The organism is Actinotalea subterranea (assembly GCF_008364845.1).
Classification (GTDB): domain Bacteria; phylum Actinomycetota; class Actinomycetes; order Actinomycetales; family Cellulomonadaceae; genus Actinotalea; species Actinotalea subterranea.
The window spans coordinates 86,827-103,175 of record NZ_VTTP01000001.1 but is presented as its reverse complement, the minus strand read 5'-3'; the positions used below and the strand labels follow the sequence as shown (position 1 = coordinate 103,175).

Annotated in this window: 14 protein-coding genes; 6 read left to right on the top strand and 8 right to left on the bottom strand. The window is 73.1% G+C overall.

Features of this window, described 5'->3' with window-relative positions:
- Positions 1–11: 11 nt before the first annotated feature.
- The 4 genes from FZ988_RS00465 to valS form a co-directional block, all read right to left on the bottom strand.
- Positions 12–836 carry an amino acid ABC transporter ATP-binding protein gene (locus FZ988_RS00465; protein WP_149202051.1) on the bottom strand — a complete coding sequence of 275 codons (825 nt, stop codon included), beginning with the start codon at positions 834–836 and terminating at the stop codon, positions 12–14.
- A complete protein-coding gene (locus tag FZ988_RS00460; RefSeq protein WP_149202050.1) occupies positions 833–1,669 on the bottom strand; it encodes an amino acid ABC transporter permease in 837 nt (278 codons plus the stop codon). Before FZ988_RS00460 ends, FZ988_RS00465 begins: the two co-directional genes overlap by 4 nt.
- Positions 1,669–2,466, bottom strand: a complete 798-nt coding sequence (locus FZ988_RS00455; protein ID WP_149202049.1) for a transporter substrate-binding domain-containing protein — start codon at positions 2,464–2,466, stop codon at positions 1,669–1,671. Before FZ988_RS00455 ends, FZ988_RS00460 begins: the two co-directional genes overlap by 1 nt.
- A gap of 118 nt (positions 2,467–2,584) precedes the next feature.
- Positions 2,585–5,308 carry a valine--tRNA ligase gene (gene valS, locus FZ988_RS00450; protein WP_149202048.1) on the bottom strand — a complete coding sequence of 908 codons (2,724 nt, stop codon included), beginning with the start codon at positions 5,306–5,308 and terminating at the stop codon, positions 2,585–2,587.
- 339 nt (positions 5,309–5,647) lie between these two features.
- On the opposite strand from valS, the gene FZ988_RS00445 reads away from it, so the two are divergent.
- The 6 genes from FZ988_RS00445 (at position 5,648) to FZ988_RS00420 (ending at position 12,485) form a co-directional block, all read left to right on the top strand.
- Positions 5,648–6,235 carry a hypothetical protein gene (locus FZ988_RS00445; protein WP_149202047.1) on the top strand — a complete coding sequence of 196 codons (588 nt, stop codon included), beginning with the start codon at positions 5,648–5,650 and terminating at the stop codon, positions 6,233–6,235.
- A 41-nt stretch (positions 6,236–6,276) separates the two neighbouring features.
- A complete protein-coding gene (locus FZ988_RS00440) occupies positions 6,277–6,849 on the top strand; it encodes a hypothetical protein (RefSeq protein WP_149202046.1) in 573 nt (190 codons plus the stop codon).
- Between the two features lie 286 nt (positions 6,850–7,135).
- On the top strand, positions 7,136–7,933 hold the full coding sequence (locus FZ988_RS00435; protein WP_149202045.1) for an ABC transporter ATP-binding protein: 798 nt from the start codon (positions 7,136–7,138) through the stop codon (positions 7,931–7,933).
- Positions 7,933–10,509, top strand: a complete 2,577-nt coding sequence (locus tag FZ988_RS00430; protein WP_149202044.1) for an ABC transporter permease — start codon at positions 7,933–7,935, stop codon at positions 10,507–10,509. The genes FZ988_RS00435 and FZ988_RS00430 overlap by 1 nt, the downstream gene beginning before the upstream one ends.
- A 180-nt stretch (positions 10,510–10,689) precedes the next feature.
- Positions 10,690–11,691 (top strand): TIGR03557 family F420-dependent LLM class oxidoreductase, encoded by a 1,002-nt coding sequence (locus FZ988_RS00425; RefSeq protein WP_149202043.1) that lies wholly within the window; start codon positions 10,690–10,692, stop codon positions 11,689–11,691.
- Entirely contained in the window at positions 11,688–12,485 is a 798-nt protein-coding gene (locus FZ988_RS00420; RefSeq protein WP_149202042.1) for a coenzyme F420-0:L-glutamate ligase, read from the top strand. The genes FZ988_RS00425 and FZ988_RS00420 overlap by 4 nt, the downstream gene beginning before the upstream one ends.
- 19 nt (positions 12,486–12,504) lie before the next feature.
- Here FZ988_RS00420 and FZ988_RS00415 read toward each other — a convergent pair whose 3' ends face one another.
- From FZ988_RS00415 to FZ988_RS00400, 4 genes are all read right to left on the bottom strand, one after another.
- Positions 12,505–13,086 (bottom strand): HhH-GPD-type base excision DNA repair protein, encoded by a 582-nt coding sequence (locus FZ988_RS00415; RefSeq protein WP_149202041.1) that lies wholly within the window; start codon positions 13,084–13,086, stop codon positions 12,505–12,507.
- A 61-nt stretch (positions 13,087–13,147) separates the two neighbouring features.
- Complete coding sequence (locus tag FZ988_RS00410; protein ID WP_149202040.1) at positions 13,148–13,927, bottom strand: putative F420-0 ABC transporter ATP-binding protein; 780 nt, start codon at positions 13,925–13,927, stop codon at positions 13,148–13,150.
- Between the two features lie 10 nt (positions 13,928–13,937).
- Entirely contained in the window at positions 13,938–15,032 is a 1,095-nt protein-coding gene (locus FZ988_RS00405; protein WP_149202039.1) for a putative F420-0 ABC transporter permease subunit, read from the bottom strand.
- Positions 15,029–16,105, bottom strand: coding sequence for a putative F420-0 ABC transporter substrate-binding protein (locus FZ988_RS00400; protein ID WP_246169058.1), 1,077 nt, complete (start codon positions 16,103–16,105; stop codon positions 15,029–15,031). The genes FZ988_RS00405 and FZ988_RS00400 overlap by 4 nt, the downstream gene beginning before the upstream one ends.
- Positions 16,106–16,349 lie beyond the last annotated feature (244 nt).

Below are 16,349 nucleotides of genomic sequence, written 5' to 3'. Positions count from 1 at the left end.
CCCCGCGGCTCTCAGGCGGTGTGGCGGTGCGTCGGGTCCAGGACCCGGGCCAGGAAGGACCGGGTGCGCTCGTGCTGCGGTGCGCCGACGACCTGGTCGGGCGCGCCCTGCTCGACGACGACGCCGTCGTCCATGAAGATCACGCGGTCGGCGACCTCGCGGGCGAACGCCATCTCGTGGGTCACGACGAGCATGGTCATGCCGTCGTCGGCCAGGTCCCGCATGACCGCGAGGACGTCGCCGACGAGCTCCGGGTCGAGGGCCGACGTCGGCTCGTCGAAGAGCATGAGCGCGGGGTCCATGCTCAGCGCCCGCGCGATCGCGACGCGCTGCTGCTGACCGCCCGAGAGCTGGCCGGGGGAGGAGGCGGCGCGATCGGCGAGGCCGACGTGGTCGAGGTTCTTGCGCGCGATGGCCTCGGCCTCCTCGCGCGAGCGGCCCAGCACGGTGCGCTGCGCGAGCGTGCAGTTGTCGAGCACGGACAGGTGCGGGAACAGGTTGAACTGCTGGAACACCATGCCGACGTGCGTGCGGACCGCGTCGATGTCGACGTCCGGGTCCGTCACGTCGGTGCCGAGGACGCGGATGGTGCCCGCGGTGGGCTGCTCGAGGAGGTTCACGCAGCGCAGGAGGGTCGACTTGCCCGAGCCCGAGGGCCCGATGACACAGACGACCTCGCCCTGCGCGACCCCGAGGTCGATGCCCTTGAGCACCTCGCGCTCGCCGAAGGACTTGTGCAGCCCGACGATCTCGACGACCGCACCCGGCTGGGACGTGCCGGGCTCGGACGTACCTGGCGTGGGCGTGCTGGTGCCCGGCGTGCTGGCGGCGCTCATACGTGTCCCTTGTAGCCGGTCGTGCGCTCGAGCCACCGGGTCAGGGAGCTGAGCGGGATGGTGATGAGCAGGTACACGAGCCCGACGACGAGGATCGACGTCATCCCGCCGCTCGCCTCGCTCAGCGCGTTGCGGCCGAGCTTGGTGAGCTCGTAGTCGGTCGTGAGCAGCCCGAGGGCGAACACCAGCGACGTGTCCTTGGTGAGGAGCACGATCTCGTTCGTCAGCGGTGGGAGCACGATCTTGAACGCCTGCGGGATGACGACCCGCAGCGTCGTCGAGCGCGCGGACATGCCCAGCGAGCGCGCGGCCTCGACCTGCCCGCGGGGCACCGCCTGGATGCCGGCGCGCAGCGTCTCGGCGATGTACGCGGCCGAGACGACGCCCAGGGCGAGCCCGATCTGCAGGATCACGGAGTCGAACCGCACCTGGAACGCCGCGGGGATCGCGTACCCGAAGGCGAAGACCACGAGAAGGGCGGGAATCCCCCGGAAGAACTCGACGTAGGCGGTCGCGATGATCCGGTAGACCCGCACGGTCGAGAGCTTCATGAGCGCGAGCAGGAGGCCGAGGCTCAGGCCGACGGCGAACGCAGCGAGCGTGTAGAGGACGGTGTTGAGCGCGGCGCGGGGCAGGTCCGGTGCGATCGCGCTGATCGCGTCGGGGTTCGCGAAGGTCGTGCCCATGCGACCCCAGTCGGTGGTCGCGACGAGGAGCACGAGGACGGCGGCGAGCAGCCCGTACTGGACGCGGCGTGAGATCTCCTGCCGACGGCGCGGGCTCAGCCGGGCCCGGCCCGCGCCGAGCGCGGACCGGGCGTCGGTCGTCGACATCAGTCCTCGGTCGGCGCCGTGCCGATGTACTGCGTGTAGAGGTCGTCGTACGTGCCGTCCTCGCGGATGCGCTCGAGCGTGGCGTTCACGGCGTCGAGGAGCGCCGTGTTGCCCGTCTTCACACCGAGGCCGTACTGCTCGCCCGTGGTGAAGGTCGTGCCGATCTCGAGCGAGTCGTCGACGAACGGGCCGAGCACCGCGATGTCGTTGATCGCGGCGTCGATCTGGCCCGAGCGGAGCGCCTCGACCTGGAGGCCGAGGTCCTCGAACTGGACCGTGGACAGACCCTCGTCGGTCGCCCACGTCTCACCGGTGGTGGCGGCCTGCACCCCGACCTTGAGGCCCTCGAGCGCCTCGGCGGAGTCGAGGCCCGAGCCGGCGGGGACGAGGAGACCCTGGTCCGCGTCGAAGTACGGGTCGGAGAAGTCCATCTTCTCCTCGCGCTCGTCGGTGATCGTGATGCCGGAGGCGACGATGTCGCAGTTCCCGGACTCGAGGTCCTGGCCGGACTGGATGCCCTCGAAGGGCGTCACGAGCGTCGCGAGCTCGGCGTCCAGGTCCGCGGCGACCTCGCCGACGATCGCGATGTCGAGGCCGACGATCTCGCCGTCCTCCTCGTACTCGAAGGGCTCGTACGGCGGGTTGGTGCACAGCGTGAGCGTGCCCTCGTCGATGAGCTGCACGGCGTCGCCGGACGCCGTCTCCTCGGACGCGGTGGAGCTGCACGCGCCCACGGCGAGGACGACACCCGCCGTGGCAGCCAGGGCGAGCGCGCGGCGTGGGGTCAGGGTAGGCATGAGGGGTCCTCTCGACGTTCGTCCGTGCTGCAAGAATATACGCAACGGACGATAGGTATGCACCACGTTCGGGTGTGGAAGATCACGTCCTCGCCGCGGGACGTGCTGGGGTCGGTCCTCAGACCTGCTGCGGGGGCTCCAGCTCGGCGCCGCGGGCCTGAGCCACTTCGGCGTCGTCCGCCCCGACGAGCGTCAGCGTCGCCGCCCGACCCGCCGCACGCACGTCGTCCAGCGCGGCCTCGACGAGCGCGAGCTGCCCCGCGGGCACCACGAGCTCGGCACGCGTGATGACCGTGCGCATCGAGACCTTCGCCTCCGACTTGACCTTGCGGAGCGCGGCGAGCGCACGGCCCGCCGCGCCGAGCATGGCCGGGTCGACCGGCTCGATCGGGTCGCCTGAGGCGCCCGCCGCCTCGACCAGCGGCGCCGAGGCGGGCCACGGCGCGCGGTGCACCGAGCCCGTGCGCCACCACGACCACACCTCCTCCGTGGCGAACGGCAGCACCGGCGCGAGCAGGCGCAGGAGCGTGTCCAGGGCCAGGCGCAGGGCCGTCCGCGCCGACTGCGTCTGGGCCGACGGGGTCTCGTCGCCCGAGCCGTAGGCGCGGTCCTTGACGAGCTCCAGGTAGTCGTCGCAGAACGTCCAGAAGAACGTCTCGGTCAGCTCAAGTGCACGCGTGTGGTCGTAGGCCTCGAGCGCCGCGGTGGCCTTGTCGACCACGTCGGCCAGGCCCGCGAGCATCGCGCGGTCGAGGGCCACGGTGACCGTGGCGGGGTCGATCGGCGCGTCGAGCTCGCCGTCGCCACCGAACGTCAGCGCGAACTTGCTCGCGTTGAGCACCTTGATCGCGAGCCGTCGGCCGATCTTCATCTGGCCGACCTCGAAGGCCGCGTCGGTGCCGAGCCGGGCGGAGGCGGCCCAGTACCGGACCGCGTCGGAGCCGTGCTCCTCGAGCAGGCCCATGGGCGTCACGACGTTGCCCTTGGACTTCGACATCTTCTTGCGGTCGGGGTCGAGGATCCAGCCCGAGATCGCGGCGTGCTTCCAGGGCAGCGAGCCGTGCTCGAGGTGCGAGCGCACGACCGTCGAGAACAGCCACGTGCGGATGATGTCCTGGCCCTGGGGCCGCACGTCCATCGGGAACACGCGCTCGAACAGGTCCGGGTCCGTCTCCCACCCACCGGCGATCTGCGGGGTCAGCGACGACGTGGCCCACGTGTCCATGACGTCCGCCTCGCCGACGAACCCGCCGGGCACCCCGCGCTGCTCGGCGGTGTAGCCGGCGGGCACGTCGCTGCTCGGGTCGACGGGCAGGAGCGCCTCGTCCGGGACGATCGGGTGCTCGTGGTCGACCGCGCCGTCGGCGTCCACGGGGTACCACAGGGGGATCGAGACGCCGAAGAACCGCTGACGCGAGATGAGCCAGTCGCCGTTGAGGCCACCGACCCAGTTCTCGTAGCGCACGCGCATGAAGTCGGGGTGGAACTCGAGCTCCTGGCCACGAGCGAGCAGCTCCTCGCGCAGGCCCTCGCCCCGGCCCTCGGCACGGCCACCGTTGCGGATGTACCACTGGCGCGACGTGACGATCTCGAGCGGCTTGTCGCCCTTCTCGAAGAAGTTCGCCATGCGCTGCGTGGCCGTCGGCTCGCCGTCGAGGTCCCCGGTGTCGCGCAGCGCGTCGACGACGGCCTGACGTGCGGAGAACGTCGTCTTGCCGGCGAGCTCGGCGTAGTAGCCCCGGCCCGTCGCGGTCTCGATCCACTCCGGCGTCTCGCGTGCGAGGCGGCCGTCGCGCTGGATCACGGAGCGGGTGGGGAGCTGGAGCTCACGCCACCACTGCACGTCCGTGAGGTCGCCGAACGTGCAGCACATCGCGATGCCGGCGCCCTTGTCCGGCTCGGCGGCCGGGTGCGCGAGGACGGGCACCTCCACGCCGAAGAGCGGCGAGCGCACCGTGGTGCCGAACAGGTGCTGGTACCGCTCGTCGTCGGGGTGCGCGATGAGCGCCACGACCGCCGGGATGAGCTCGGGGCGCGTCGTCTCGATGTGGATCGGCGTGCCGTCCGCGGTGCTGTGGAACGCGACGCGGTGGAAGTGGCCCGGGTAGTCACGCGCCTCGAGCTCGGCCTGCGCGACCGCCGTCTGGAACGTCACGTCCCACAGCCCGGGGGCCTCGGCCTGGTAGGCCTCGCCGCGCGCGAGGTTGCGCAGGAACGCCTTCTGCGCAACGGCGCGGGCCGGCTCGCCGATGGTCTGGTAGTTGTGCGACCAGTCGACCGACAGCCCCAGGCGGCGCCACAGCGCCTCGAACTGACGCTCGTCCTCGACCGTGAGCCGCTCGCACAGCTCGACGAAGTTGCGGCGCGAGATCGGCACCTGGTCCGCGGCCTTGACGCTCTTGCCCTCGCCGCCCTCGTGGGGAGGCGTGAAGGCGGGGACGTAGGGGAGGGACGGGTCGCAGCGCACGCCGTAGTAGTTCTGCACGCGGCGCTCCGTGGGCAGGCCGTTGTCGTCCCAGCCCATCGGGTAGAACACCTCGCGGCCGCGCATGCGCCAGAAGCGCGCGACGACGTCCGTGTGCGTGTAGGAGAACACGTGGCCCACGTGGAGCGAGCCGGAGACGGTCGGGGGCGGGGTGTCGATCGAGAACACCTGGTCACGCGTCGCGGTGCGGTCGAACGCGTAGGTGCCCTGCTCCGCCCACGCACCGTCCCAGCGCTCCTCGAGGCCGTCGAGGCTGACCTTGTCCGGTACCCGCGCGGCGCCCGGTACGGCCGACGTCGACGGGGCGGAGCCGGTCGACGGTGCGGTGCTGGGCTGCGTGCCGGGTGCGGTGGTCATGGCGGAGATTGTTCCAGACGTCAGGGCCCTCACCCGCGGGTCGCGGCTCGGGGGCCCGTCCGTCTCCGCCGTCGCGGCCCGACCGCTAGCCTCACGCCCAGGACGCCCCTCAGGGGGTACGGGCAGGGGGGGCTCATGAACCAGGTGCACGTGGTCGAGGGCGGGTTGGCGCGCCTCGCACGCGGAGCGCGGGACGTCGCGGACGACCTCGACCGGCGACGACGCGCTCCAGGTCTACGAGCCCGGCAGCGGGTTGACGGTCACCGTCTCGGAGCACGACATCGTTCGCGGCGACGTGGATCTCGGTGGCTGGGATCGCCCGTGGGCGGTGGTCACGCCATGACCTGCCGGGCAGCTCTCGCCGTCGTCGTCGTCGCAGCTGCCGGGTCCGTCCTGCTCACAGGATGCACCGGTGGCTCGGCAGAGGGCGAACCAACCCGTGTCGACCTCGAGCGCGCCGATGTGCTGCGCGCCGACCCGTGGCTGGCACCCACGTTCGTCGAGACCACCCGGTACGCCTACGGCACGAACGGGCAGTATGAGCCTGGTACGGCACACGTCGTGCGGCCGCTTGCCGGCACGGCGGCGCAGGCCGTCACGCTGGAGCTCGAGGCGGCCGCGGCGGCGGGGTGGTGGCCGTCGTACGTGCGTTGCCCGGGCGTGGAGAGCCCGGCCGACCGAACGGTCGACCATCACCCCGACTCGACGCTCGTGGCAGTCGTGGTCCGTGAGCTCGGTGACGGTTCCCTTGCGCAGGCGGTCATCGGGGCTGCCGACCAGGTCGAGGTCGTCGCGACGGTCCCCAACCACGCCGTGCCGACGCCCGACCCACCACGCGAGGTGGAAGCCGAAGAGGCGGCGTGCCTGAGCAAGGACGGTTCCGGGCCCTCGACGCTCGGCGACCCGACCGATCTGACCGGCTGGTGATCGTGAACAGCGTCCGCAGGAGCCGGACCATCGTCATTGCCATGGCCCTGAGCGCCGCGACCCTGTCCGGGTGCAGCGCCGGCGCGACGTCTGACTGGGATGCCGTGGACGAGCGTCGCCAAGCGGAGGTGGCTGCGGTCGAATGGCTCGGGGCGGACGGGGACTGGGACCTGCGTGCGCCCGCATCACAGTGGAGCAGGTCGGAGCCCGCCGCCGGAGTGTGGGAGCGACCGTCCGTCGAGCGCGTCGGTGACGTACCGGGCCCCGCGTGGCGGCTCGCTGCCGACGAGGTCCGGGCGGCCGTCGACACAGGCTGGCGGCCGGCGTTCGTCCGTTGCGGACCCGACGCGGCGATGGTCGACCTCGTGAGCACGCTCGACGACGGAAGCAGCGTGACGGCGCGGGTCGAGGCGCAGACCGGAACCGACGTCGGCTGGACCGTGCGCGTCACGGCGGTGGCGCTCCATCACAGCGACGCCGACCCGGGACCTGTGCGGCCCGGTTCGGGCGACGTCGACCTGGGCTGCCTCGACGGTGCCGCCGCAGCGATCACCTGGTCCGGTACCCCCGCTCTGCTCAACCCCATGGGCGGCCCGGCGCTCACCGACGGCTGAACTGCCGCTGCCTTTCGACGTCGTGGACAGCAGCAGGGCTGCGCGGGCGTGGGCGCATCCGCACCTCGTGGCAGGCGGCACGCGGGTCCATGCTGGTCCTGGACGCGCGACGCGGTCGTGACGTCGTCTGATCATGGCCCTGACCTGGGACCAGGGTCCGGGGTCCCGGCGCTCAGGGTGGTCGTCCCACGATCTCAGGGGTCGGTGAGGGGTGTCCCCGATCCCTGGGCCGCCCGCCGTCCGAGATCCTCTGCTGTAACCACATGACGACAGGAGCGAACGACCGATGCGTGCACTGGCAGCAGACCTCACCGGAGCGGGGCACATCGCCTCGGCCCGGGGCCTCGTGAAGGTCTACGGGAAGGGCGAGACAGCTGTGCGCGCCCTGGACGGTGTCGACGTCGACTTCGCCCGCGGCGAGCTCACCGCGATCATGGGCCCCTCCGGGTCCGGCAAGTCGACCCTCATGCACTGCATGGCCGGCCTCGACACGCCCACCTCGGGCACCGTCCTCGTGGGCGGTGAGGACGTCGGACGGATGAACCAGCGCGCGCTGACGAAGCTGCGCCGCACGCGCCTGGGCTTCGTCTTCCAGGCGTTCAACCTCATCCCGACGCTCACCGCCGAGGAGAACATCACCCTCCCGCTCGACATCGCCCGCGCGTCGGTGGACCGCGAGTGGTTCGACCTGGTGGTCGACGCCGTGGGCCTGCGCGACCGGCTCGACCACCGGCCCAACGAGCTCTCGGGCGGCCAGCAGCAGCGCGTCGCATGTGCGCGTGCGCTCGTCTCGCGCCCGGCCGTGGTGTTCGCGGACGAGCCGACCGGCAACCTCGACTCGCGCTCGTCGGGCGAGGTCCTCGGGTTCCTGCGCCGCTCGGTGGACGACCTGGCGCAGTCCGTCGTCATGGTCACGCACGACCCGACGGCCGCGTCCTACGCGCACCGGGTGCTGTTCCTTGCGGACGGGCGCCTCGTCGGCGAGCTCGAGGCGCCCACGCCCGAGACGGTCCTCGAGGCCCTGCGCGCGTACTCGCCCGCGGGCCGCCCGGCCGGCCAGCACGCTGCGCAGGTGCGCGCCTGATGGGACGCGTCGCCCTCCGGGGGATCCGGGCCCACCTGGTCCGGTTCCTCCTCTCCGTGCTCGCCGTCGCCCTCGGGGTGGCCTTCGTCGCGGGCACCTTCTCCTTGCGGACCATGCTGTCCTCGACGTTCAACAGCATCGTGGAGACCACGATGCTCGGTGACGCGTACGCGCGCGGCGCCCTCGAGGACGGCGCCGAAGGCCCGTCCGTCGCCGAGGGTGGTGACGTGGGCGGGGCGCGCGAGCGGATCCCGCTGACCCTCGTCGAGGAGCTCGAGGCCGTCGACGGCGTCGCCACCGTGGTGCCGGACATCGCCGGGCAGGTCGTGCTCGTCGGTGCGGACGGCACAGCCGTCATCAACACGCAGGCGCCCAGCTTCGGGATGGCCTACGACCCGGACGACCCGACGATGGTCCTGTCCGACGGGCGCGCACCCGCCACCGCGGGCGAGGTCGCGCTCGAGACCGTGACCATGGAGTCCGCGGGCCTCGCGATCGGCGACAGCACCACGGTCATCGTCGGTGGGGCGCTCGTGCCGGTCGAGGTCGTCGGCGAGATCTCCGGCAGCGGTCCGCTCGCCGGCGCGACCATCACGACGTTCGACGAGCAGACCGCGCTCGAGGTGTTCGCCCCGGACGGCAAGACGGCGACGATCGCCGTCTACGCCGAGGACGGGGTCGACCAGGCCGAGCTCGTGGACGCGATCGAGTCCGTCGCGGCCGCCGACGACGCCGAGGTCCTCACGGGCGACCTCATGCGTGAGGAGGCGAGCGCCTCGATCGAGGAGGCCCTCGGGTTCGTCGAGACGTTCCTCCTGGTGTTCGCCGCGATCTCGCTGTTCGTCGGCGCGTTCATCATCGCGAACACGTTCACGATGTCGGTGCGTCAGCGCATGCGTGAGCTCGCGCTCCTGCGGGCCGTCGGGGCGTCGCCCACGCAGGTGTTCGCCTCGGTGCTCATCCAGGCGGCCGTCGTCGGCGTGCTCGGCTCCCTCGCGGGTGTCGCGGGCGGGCTCGGGCTCGTGTCGCTGCTGCGCGTGGTGTTCGAGCAGATGGGCATGGACCTGACGGGCAGCATCCCGCTCGACGGGTTCACCGTCGTGGTCTCGGTGCTCATCGGCACGGTCGTCTCCGTCGTGGCTGCGGCCCTCCCGGCGCGGCGCGCGGCCCTCGTGCCCCCCGTCGAGGCCATGCGGGACGACGTCGCGGACGTCGAGCACTCCCTGCGCACGCGCGCCGTCGTCGGACTGCTCCTGCTCGTCCTGGGCGGCGCCACCGTGGCGTTCACTGCGCTCGCGCCCGACTCCATCACCTGGGTGGCGGACAACGCCGGCGTGATGCTGGGTGTCGGTGCGGGTGCCGTCGTCATCGGCATGCTGGCGATCGCGCCGGTCATCGCCCGGACGACGCTGAGGATCATGGCGGCGCCCTTCGTCGCCGGGCTCAAGCCCATCGGCACGCTGGCCAGGGGCAACGTGACGCGGAACCCGCGTCGCACCGCGAGCACGGCGGGTGCACTGATGATCGGCATGGCACTCGTGGGCGCGGCGTCGGTCCTGGCGGCGTCGACGCAGGCCTCGACGGCAACGATCGTGGAGGACGAGTTCACGGGCGACCTCATCGTCCAGTCGGCGACGTACGCGATCCCGCAGGAGGCGATCGACACGATGGCCGACGTCGACGGCGTGGGTTCGGCCGACGCCATCGCGTTCGCCTCCGTGCGCATCGCCGCCGAGGGCGAGGAGCCGGCGTCGGACTACGTGATCGGCGTCGAGACGGTCGCGTTCGACCGGGCGCTCAACGTCACGGTCGTCGACGGCGACCTCGCGTCGCTCGACTCGGGGGAGGCGGCAGTCAAGCGCGCCGACGCCGAGAACCGCGACTGGCAGGTGGGTGACGAGCTCACCGTCTCGCTGGACGGCGCGTCCGTGACGGTGCCGATCGGGGCGATCATCGACACGCGCGCGCTCGGCTCGCCCGTGATCCTGCCGATGGACGTGTACGAGCGCGTGGTCCCGGCCACCGCGAGCACGGTCGACACGGTGATCATCGAGGCGGCCGACGGCGTCGCGGTCGCGGACCTGCAGGCCGACCTCACCGAGACCGTCAAGCCGTACGTGATCCTGTCCGTCATGGACCAGGAGGCGTTCGCCTCGACGCTCGCCGACCAGGTCGACCAGGTCCTGACCATCCTCTACGCGCTGCTCGGGCTGTCGATCGTCATCGCGGTGCTCGGCATCGTCAACACGCTCGCGCTGTCCGTCATCGAGCGGACGCGGGAGATCGGGCTCCTGCGTGCCGTGGGGCTCGGCCGGCTCCAGCTCGCGGGGACCGTCACGATCGAGTCCGTGCTCACGGCGGTGTTCGGGACCGTCACGGGTGTCCTCGTGGGCGTCGGCCTGGCGTCGGCCCTGCCGGCGGTGTACGCGGACGAGGGCCTCACCGCGCTCGTCATCCCGTGGGCGAGCCTCGGGTGGATGCTCGCGCTCGCGGTCGTCGTCGGGATGCTCGCCGCCGTCTGGCCGGCCGTGCGCGCCGCGCGCCTGCCGGTGCTGGAGGCCGTCTCCTACGAGTGAGGGCTCCCGGGCGCGGAGGGCGCCCGGGCGAACGGGGGGCCGTCGCACCCGCCGGTACGTCCCACGGGACGTGCCGCGGGGGCGGCGGCCCCGACACGTGGGCGTCACACGGGGTCGGTAGTGTCGGAGGCCGGCGGACGCGACGTGCCGCCGTAGGACGACGGGTGCGAGGTGGCGGGTGTGGCAGGTCTGACGGTCGGGTACGCGGCGGCGCTGGAGCAGTTCCCTCCGGGTGAGGTGCTGGACCTCGCGGTGCTCGCCGAGCAGCACGGGTTCTCGGGCGTCATGGCCGCCGACCACTTCCAGCCGTGGGTCCCGGCGCAGGGCGAGGCCTCGTTCGTGTGGAACGTCCTGACCGCCCTGGGCGAGCGCACGCGCGGCGACCTGGGACCAGGTGTGACCGCACCGACGTTCCGCTGGCACCCCGCGATGGTCGCCCAGGCGTCGGCGACCCTCGCGGCGATGTACCCCGGGCGGCACTGGCTCGGCCTCGGCTCGGGGGAGGCGCTCAACGAGCACGTCCTGGGCACGTACTGGCCCGAGGCGCCCGAGCGGATCAACCGCATGTTCGAGGCGATCGACATCATCACCAAGCTCTTCACGGCCTCGGCCGCAGGCAAGGACGTCAAGCACTCCGGGCCGTTCTACAAGATGGAGTCCACGCGCCTGTGGACCATGCCGGAGGTGGCGCCCGAGATCCTGGTCGCGACCGCTGGCCCGGTCACGGCCAAGCGCGCCGGCCGGCACGCGGACGGCCTCATCACCGTGGGGGCACCGCTCGAGAAGATCGCGGGGCTCTTCGGCAAGTTCGACGAGGGTGCGCGCGACGCAGGCAAGGACCCCTCCACGATGCCCCGCCTCCTCCAGGTGCACCTGTCCTGGGCGGAGACAGACGAGCAGGCGATGGCCAACGCGCTCGACCAGTGGCCCAACGGCGGCATGAAGTTCCCCAAGGGCGACATCCGCTCCCCGCACGACTTCGAGCAGATGGCCAAGCTCGTGCGCCCCGAGGACTTCGCCGGCCGCATGGTCGTCTCCGCCGACCCGGACGTGCACCGCGCCGAGCTGCAGAAGTACGTCGACCTCGGCTTTGACCGCATCTACCTGCACAACGTCGGCCGCAACCAGCGCGAGTGGATCGAGGTCTTCGGCCGGGACGTCCTGCCGCACCTGTCGCGGTGACGCGGGGCGGCGAGCGCCTCGAGGCGTGGGCCCCGGACGGCATCGGCGAGGTCCGGCCGGGAGACGACCTGGCGCGCCTCGTGGGCGACGCGCTCGTCGGGGAGGGCCTTGCCGACGGCGACGTCGTCGTCGTGACGAGCAAGGTCGTGTCCAAGGCCGAGGGGCGCATCGTCCGTGCGGACGACCGTGAGCAGGCGATCACGGACGAGACCGTGCGGGTCGTCGCCACGCGCACGCATGCCGCCGGGACGCTGCGCATCGTCGAGAACCGGCTCGGCCTCGTCATGGCCGCGGCGGGTGTCGACGCGAGCAACACGCCGCTGGGGACCGTCCTGCTGCTGCCCCGGGACCCGGACGCGTCGGCGCGTGAGCTCCGGGCGGCGCTCGTCGCGCGCCTCGGCGTCCGCCTCGGGGTCGTCGTCACCGACACGGCCGGGCGTGCCTGGCGCCAGGGCCTGACGGACATCGCGATCGGCGCCGCGGGGCTGCGGGTGCTCGAGGACCTGCGGGGCTCGACCGACGCGCACGGGCGCCGGCTGGACGTGACCGTCACCGCGGTCGCCGACGAGATCGCCTCGACCGCCGAGCTCGTCACCGGCAAGACCGCGGGCCGGCCCGTCGCCGTGGTGCGCGGCCTCGGCCGGTACGTCCTGGCCCCTGACGACGACGGGCCCGGCGCGCGCGCCCTCGTCAGGCCCGCGTCCGAGGACATGTTCCGCGAGGGCAGCGCCGAGGCCTACGCGCGCGGTCGCGCAGACGCACTCGGGGAGGGTCCGGCCGCACCCGGCGGGTGAGCGCGCCCGGCCGGGCCCGTCAGCGCATCGCCTTGGCGGCCGCCTTCGCCGCCTTCTTCGTCTCACGCACCTGGTGCAGACTCGCCTCGTCGGTCACGTCCGCGATGGATCGTCGCGCGCCCTCGTCCCCGTAGGCGCCCGCCACCTCGCGCCACCCGTCGGGGGTCACCCCGCGCTGCTTGCCGAGCAGCGCGAGGAAGATCCGAGCCTTCTGGTCGCCGAACCCGGGCAGGGCCTTGAGCCTGCGGAGCACCTCACGCGCGTCCGGGTCCCCGTCCGACCACAGGCGTGCGACGTCACCGGCGTAGTCGTCGACGACGACCCGTGCGACCGCCTGGATGCGGCCCGCCATCGAGCCGGGGTAGCGGTGCACGGCGGGCGGCGTCGCGCACAGGGCGGCGAACTCCTCCGGATCGGCGTCGGCGACGAGCGCCGGGTCGAGCCGGCCCCCCATGCGCTGGGCGATCTTGTGGGGACCCACGAACGCGGTCTCCATCGCCACCTGCTGGTCCAGGAGCATGCCCAGCAGCAGCGCGAACGGGTCGGCCTCGAGCAGTGCGTCGGCCTCCGGGTCGCCGGTGAGCCAGAGCGTGGGTGCCATGCCGTCATCGTGCCAGGCCGCGCGGCGGGCTTCGAGAGCGCTGGCGCGAGCGGGTGGCCGGTCAGTAGGTGGCCGGGGCGAACGTGAGCACCGGCCGGCCCGTCTCGGGGTGCTCCAGCACGTGGCAGCGCACGCGGTACACGGGTTCGATCACCTCGGGACGCAGCACCTCCTCGACCGAGCCCGTCGCGACGACCCGGCCCTCCTCGAGCAGGACGACGTGGTCGCAGGCGGCGGCCGCGAGGTTCAGGTCGTGCAGCGCCGCGAGGACCGTCACGCCGCGCGCGGTGAGCCGGCGGACCACGCCCAGGGTGTCGAGCTGGGCGTGCACGTCGAGGTGGTTGGTCGGCTCGTCGAGCAGCAGGAGCTCGGGCTCCTGGGCCAGGGCGCGTGCGAGGTGGACGCGCTGGCGCTCGCCGCCGGACAGCGTCGCCAGGACGCGGTCGGCGAACGGCGCGACGCCAGCCTCGGCCAGTGCCGCGTCCGCGATCTCCTCGTCGCGCGGGGTGACGCCGCCCCAGCGGGAGCCGTGCGGCGTGCGCCCCAGCAGCACCGCCTCGCGGACGGTCAGGCTCACCTCGGCGACGGACTCCTGCTCGACGAGCGCGACGCGCCTGGCCCGGTCGCGCCGGGAGAGCCGCACCAGGTCCACGTCGTCGAGCAGCGCACGCCCGGCCTCGGGCACCAGGACGCCGGCGACGAGCCGCAGCAGGGTCGACTTGCCGGCACCGTTGGGCCCGAGCAGGCCGGTCAGGGCGTCACGCGGGGGTGTGCAGTCGACCCCGCCGAGGATCACGCGCCCGCCCACCGACCAGGCGAGGTGGTCCAGCTCCAGGCTCACCGGATCCCCCTCATGCGAGGTCCCGGCTTCCGGACCTGCGGCGCCACAGCAGGAGCGCGAACACCGGGGCGCCGAGGAACGCCGTCACGATGCCGACCGGGAGCTCGCGGGGCTCGAAGAGCGAGCGCGCCGCGGTGTCCGCCCAGATGAGGAACGTCGCGCCGACGAGCGCGGACATAGGCAGCAGCCGGCGGTGCCCTGCACCGACGAGGAGCCGCACCGCGTGCGGCAGGATCAGGCCGACGAACCCGATCGACCCGCTGACCGCGACGAGCGCACCGGTGAGCAGCGCGACCACGGTGAGCAGCGTCCACCGGGTCCGGCTCACGTCGATGCCGAGCGCGGACGCCGCCGTGTCGCCGAACGCGAACGCGTCGAGGGTGCGGCCGCTCACGGTGAGCAGCGTGCCCAGCACGAGGACGGCCCCGCCGGAGATCGCGACCGCGTCCCACCCGGCCCCGGCGAGGGAGCCCATGAGCCACGCGAGGATCTCGCGGTAGGAGTCACCCGTCGAGGACCAGAAGATGACGAACGAGGTCCCGGCGGACGCGAGCTGCGCGACGGCGAGGCCCGCGAGCACGGTGCGGGCGGGCGTGATCGTCCCCAGCGAGCCCGCGAGGCCGAGCGCCGCCGCGAGGGCCAGCACCGCTCCCGCGAACGCCGCCACGGGAAGCAGCACGCCCACGCCCAGGACGAGGACCGCGACCGCGCCGAGCGAGGCACCAGAGGACAGCCCCAGCAGGTACGGGTCGGCCAGCGGGTTGCGGGTCAGGCTCTGCATCACGGCGCCGGCAACCGCGAGACCCGCGCCCACGGCGGCGGCCGTCAGGACCCGCGGCAGGCGCAGGTCCCACACGATGCCGTCCAGCAGCGGGCCCAGCGGCGCCTGTGCCTGCGTGCCCGACAGGAGCGCACCGAGGTGGGACCCCACCGAGCGCCACACGTCACCGGGTGCGATCCCCGCGGGCCCGACGGTGACCGAGAACGTGGCCGAGGCGAGCAGCACCGCGAACGCCAGCGCGACCCAGGCCGGTGCGAGCCGCGCCGAGGTGCGCCGACCCGCCGCACCCGCCGGTGCGGGCAGGGGAGCGCGGGCCGTCGTCAACGGAGGTCGAGCGCCGCGAGCTGCTCGGACAGGTCCACCGCGGCCGGGACGTTGCGCACGCCCGCCTCGGTCGCCGCGAACGGCACCACGAGGTAGCGCTCCTCGAGCACCGCGGTCAGGTTCGCTGTCGCCGGGCTCGCGGCGAGCCGCTCCTTCTTCTGCTCGGCGCTGTTCCAGGTCGCGTCGACGAGGACGATCACGTCCGGGTCGTCCTGCGCGACCTGCTCCCAGCTGAAGGACGCCCACGTGTCCTGCACGCCGGCGGCGATGTTGGTCAGGCCGATCGCGTCGAGGATCATCTGCGGCGCCCCGATCCCGGCACCGACGTAGGGGACGTCGTCGCCGGACGAGTACCACAGGGCCGTGAGCCCTCGCTCGTCGGGGGTCACGGCGTCGAGCGCGGCGCGCTGCTCGGCGACGAGGTCGGCGGCGGCGCGCTGCGCGTCGAGCACCGTCGCGATCTGGGTGATCTCGTCGAAGACGGTGTCGAAGGTCAGGCGGTCGGGCTGGTAGGCCGGGTCCTTGCAGGCCGACGGCGCCACGTACGTGCCGACGCCGAGGCCGTCAAGGGTCGCGCGGTCGCCCGCGCCCTCGGCGGTCAGGTTCGACTCCCACCCGGCGTACACGAGATCCGGCTCGGCCTCGAGGACCACCTCGGCGGCGGGCACCTTCTCCGAGAGGACGGGCAGGTCGGCCGCCGACGCGTACTCCTGCGGCAGGGGCCCGTCGGCGAACGCCGTCCCGACGAGGCGGTCCTCGAGCCCGAGTGCGAGCAGGGTCTCCGTCGCGCTCGACTTGATGGTCACGACGCGCTCGGGAGCTGCGTCGAACGTCACGGGGAAGCCGCAGTTGTCGATCGTGACGGGGTACTGCGTCGCTCCGACGGCTCCGCCGCCGGCCGTCGCGGTGGGCGTCGGCGTCGGGCCCTCGGTGCCACCGTCCGCTGCCTCGACGGGGCCGGCGCACGCGGCGAGCAGCAGGACGAGCAGGGGCGCCAGGCGGGCGCGGGAGCGCGGCGAGCGCCCTGCCGGGGCGGACGTGCGGGGGCGTGCGGGGGCTGGGGTCGCGGGCACGGGGTCTCCAGGGAGGGCGGGGGTGGAGGGGGCCGGTCCAGCTGCCGACCGAGGGACCGCGGCCCAGTGCCAGGCCGGTGACGAGGTCATGCGAGACCTCGGGTCCGCGCCCACCCTAGTCGAGCCCGGGGCGGTGCTACGGCGTCGGACCGTGCCCTGGCACGGGTGGCACGGGTGGCACGGGTGGCACGGGTGGCACGGGTGGCACGGGTGGCACGGGTGGCACGGGTGGCACGGGTGGCAC

Excerpts from the sequence above, each read along its gene's own strand:
- FZ988_RS00465 (WP_149202051.1), bottom strand. The coding sequence starts at position 836 with ATGAGCGCCGCCAGCACGCCGGGCACCAGCACGCCCACGCCAGGTACG.
- FZ988_RS00460 (WP_149202050.1), bottom strand. The coding sequence starts at position 1,669 with ATGTCGACGACCGACGCCCGGTCCGCGCTCGGCGCGGGCCGGGCCCGG.
- FZ988_RS00455 (WP_149202049.1), bottom strand. The coding sequence starts at position 2,466 with ATGCCTACCCTGACCCCACGCCGCGCGCTCGCCCTGGCTGCCACGGCG.
- valS (WP_149202048.1), bottom strand. The coding sequence starts at position 5,308 with ATGACCACCGCACCCGGCACGCAGCCCAGCACCGCACCGTCGACCGGC.
- FZ988_RS00445 (WP_149202047.1), top strand. The coding sequence starts at position 5,648 with ATGACCTGCCGGGCAGCTCTCGCCGTCGTCGTCGTCGCAGCTGCCGGG.
- FZ988_RS00440 (WP_149202046.1), top strand. The coding sequence starts at position 6,277 with ATGGCCCTGAGCGCCGCGACCCTGTCCGGGTGCAGCGCCGGCGCGACG.
- FZ988_RS00435 (WP_149202045.1), top strand. The coding sequence starts at position 7,136 with ATGCGTGCACTGGCAGCAGACCTCACCGGAGCGGGGCACATCGCCTCG.
- FZ988_RS00430 (WP_149202044.1), top strand. The coding sequence starts at position 7,933 with ATGGGACGCGTCGCCCTCCGGGGGATCCGGGCCCACCTGGTCCGGTTC.
- FZ988_RS00415 (WP_149202041.1), bottom strand. The coding sequence starts at position 13,086 with ATGGCACCCACGCTCTGGCTCACCGGCGACCCGGAGGCCGACGCACTG.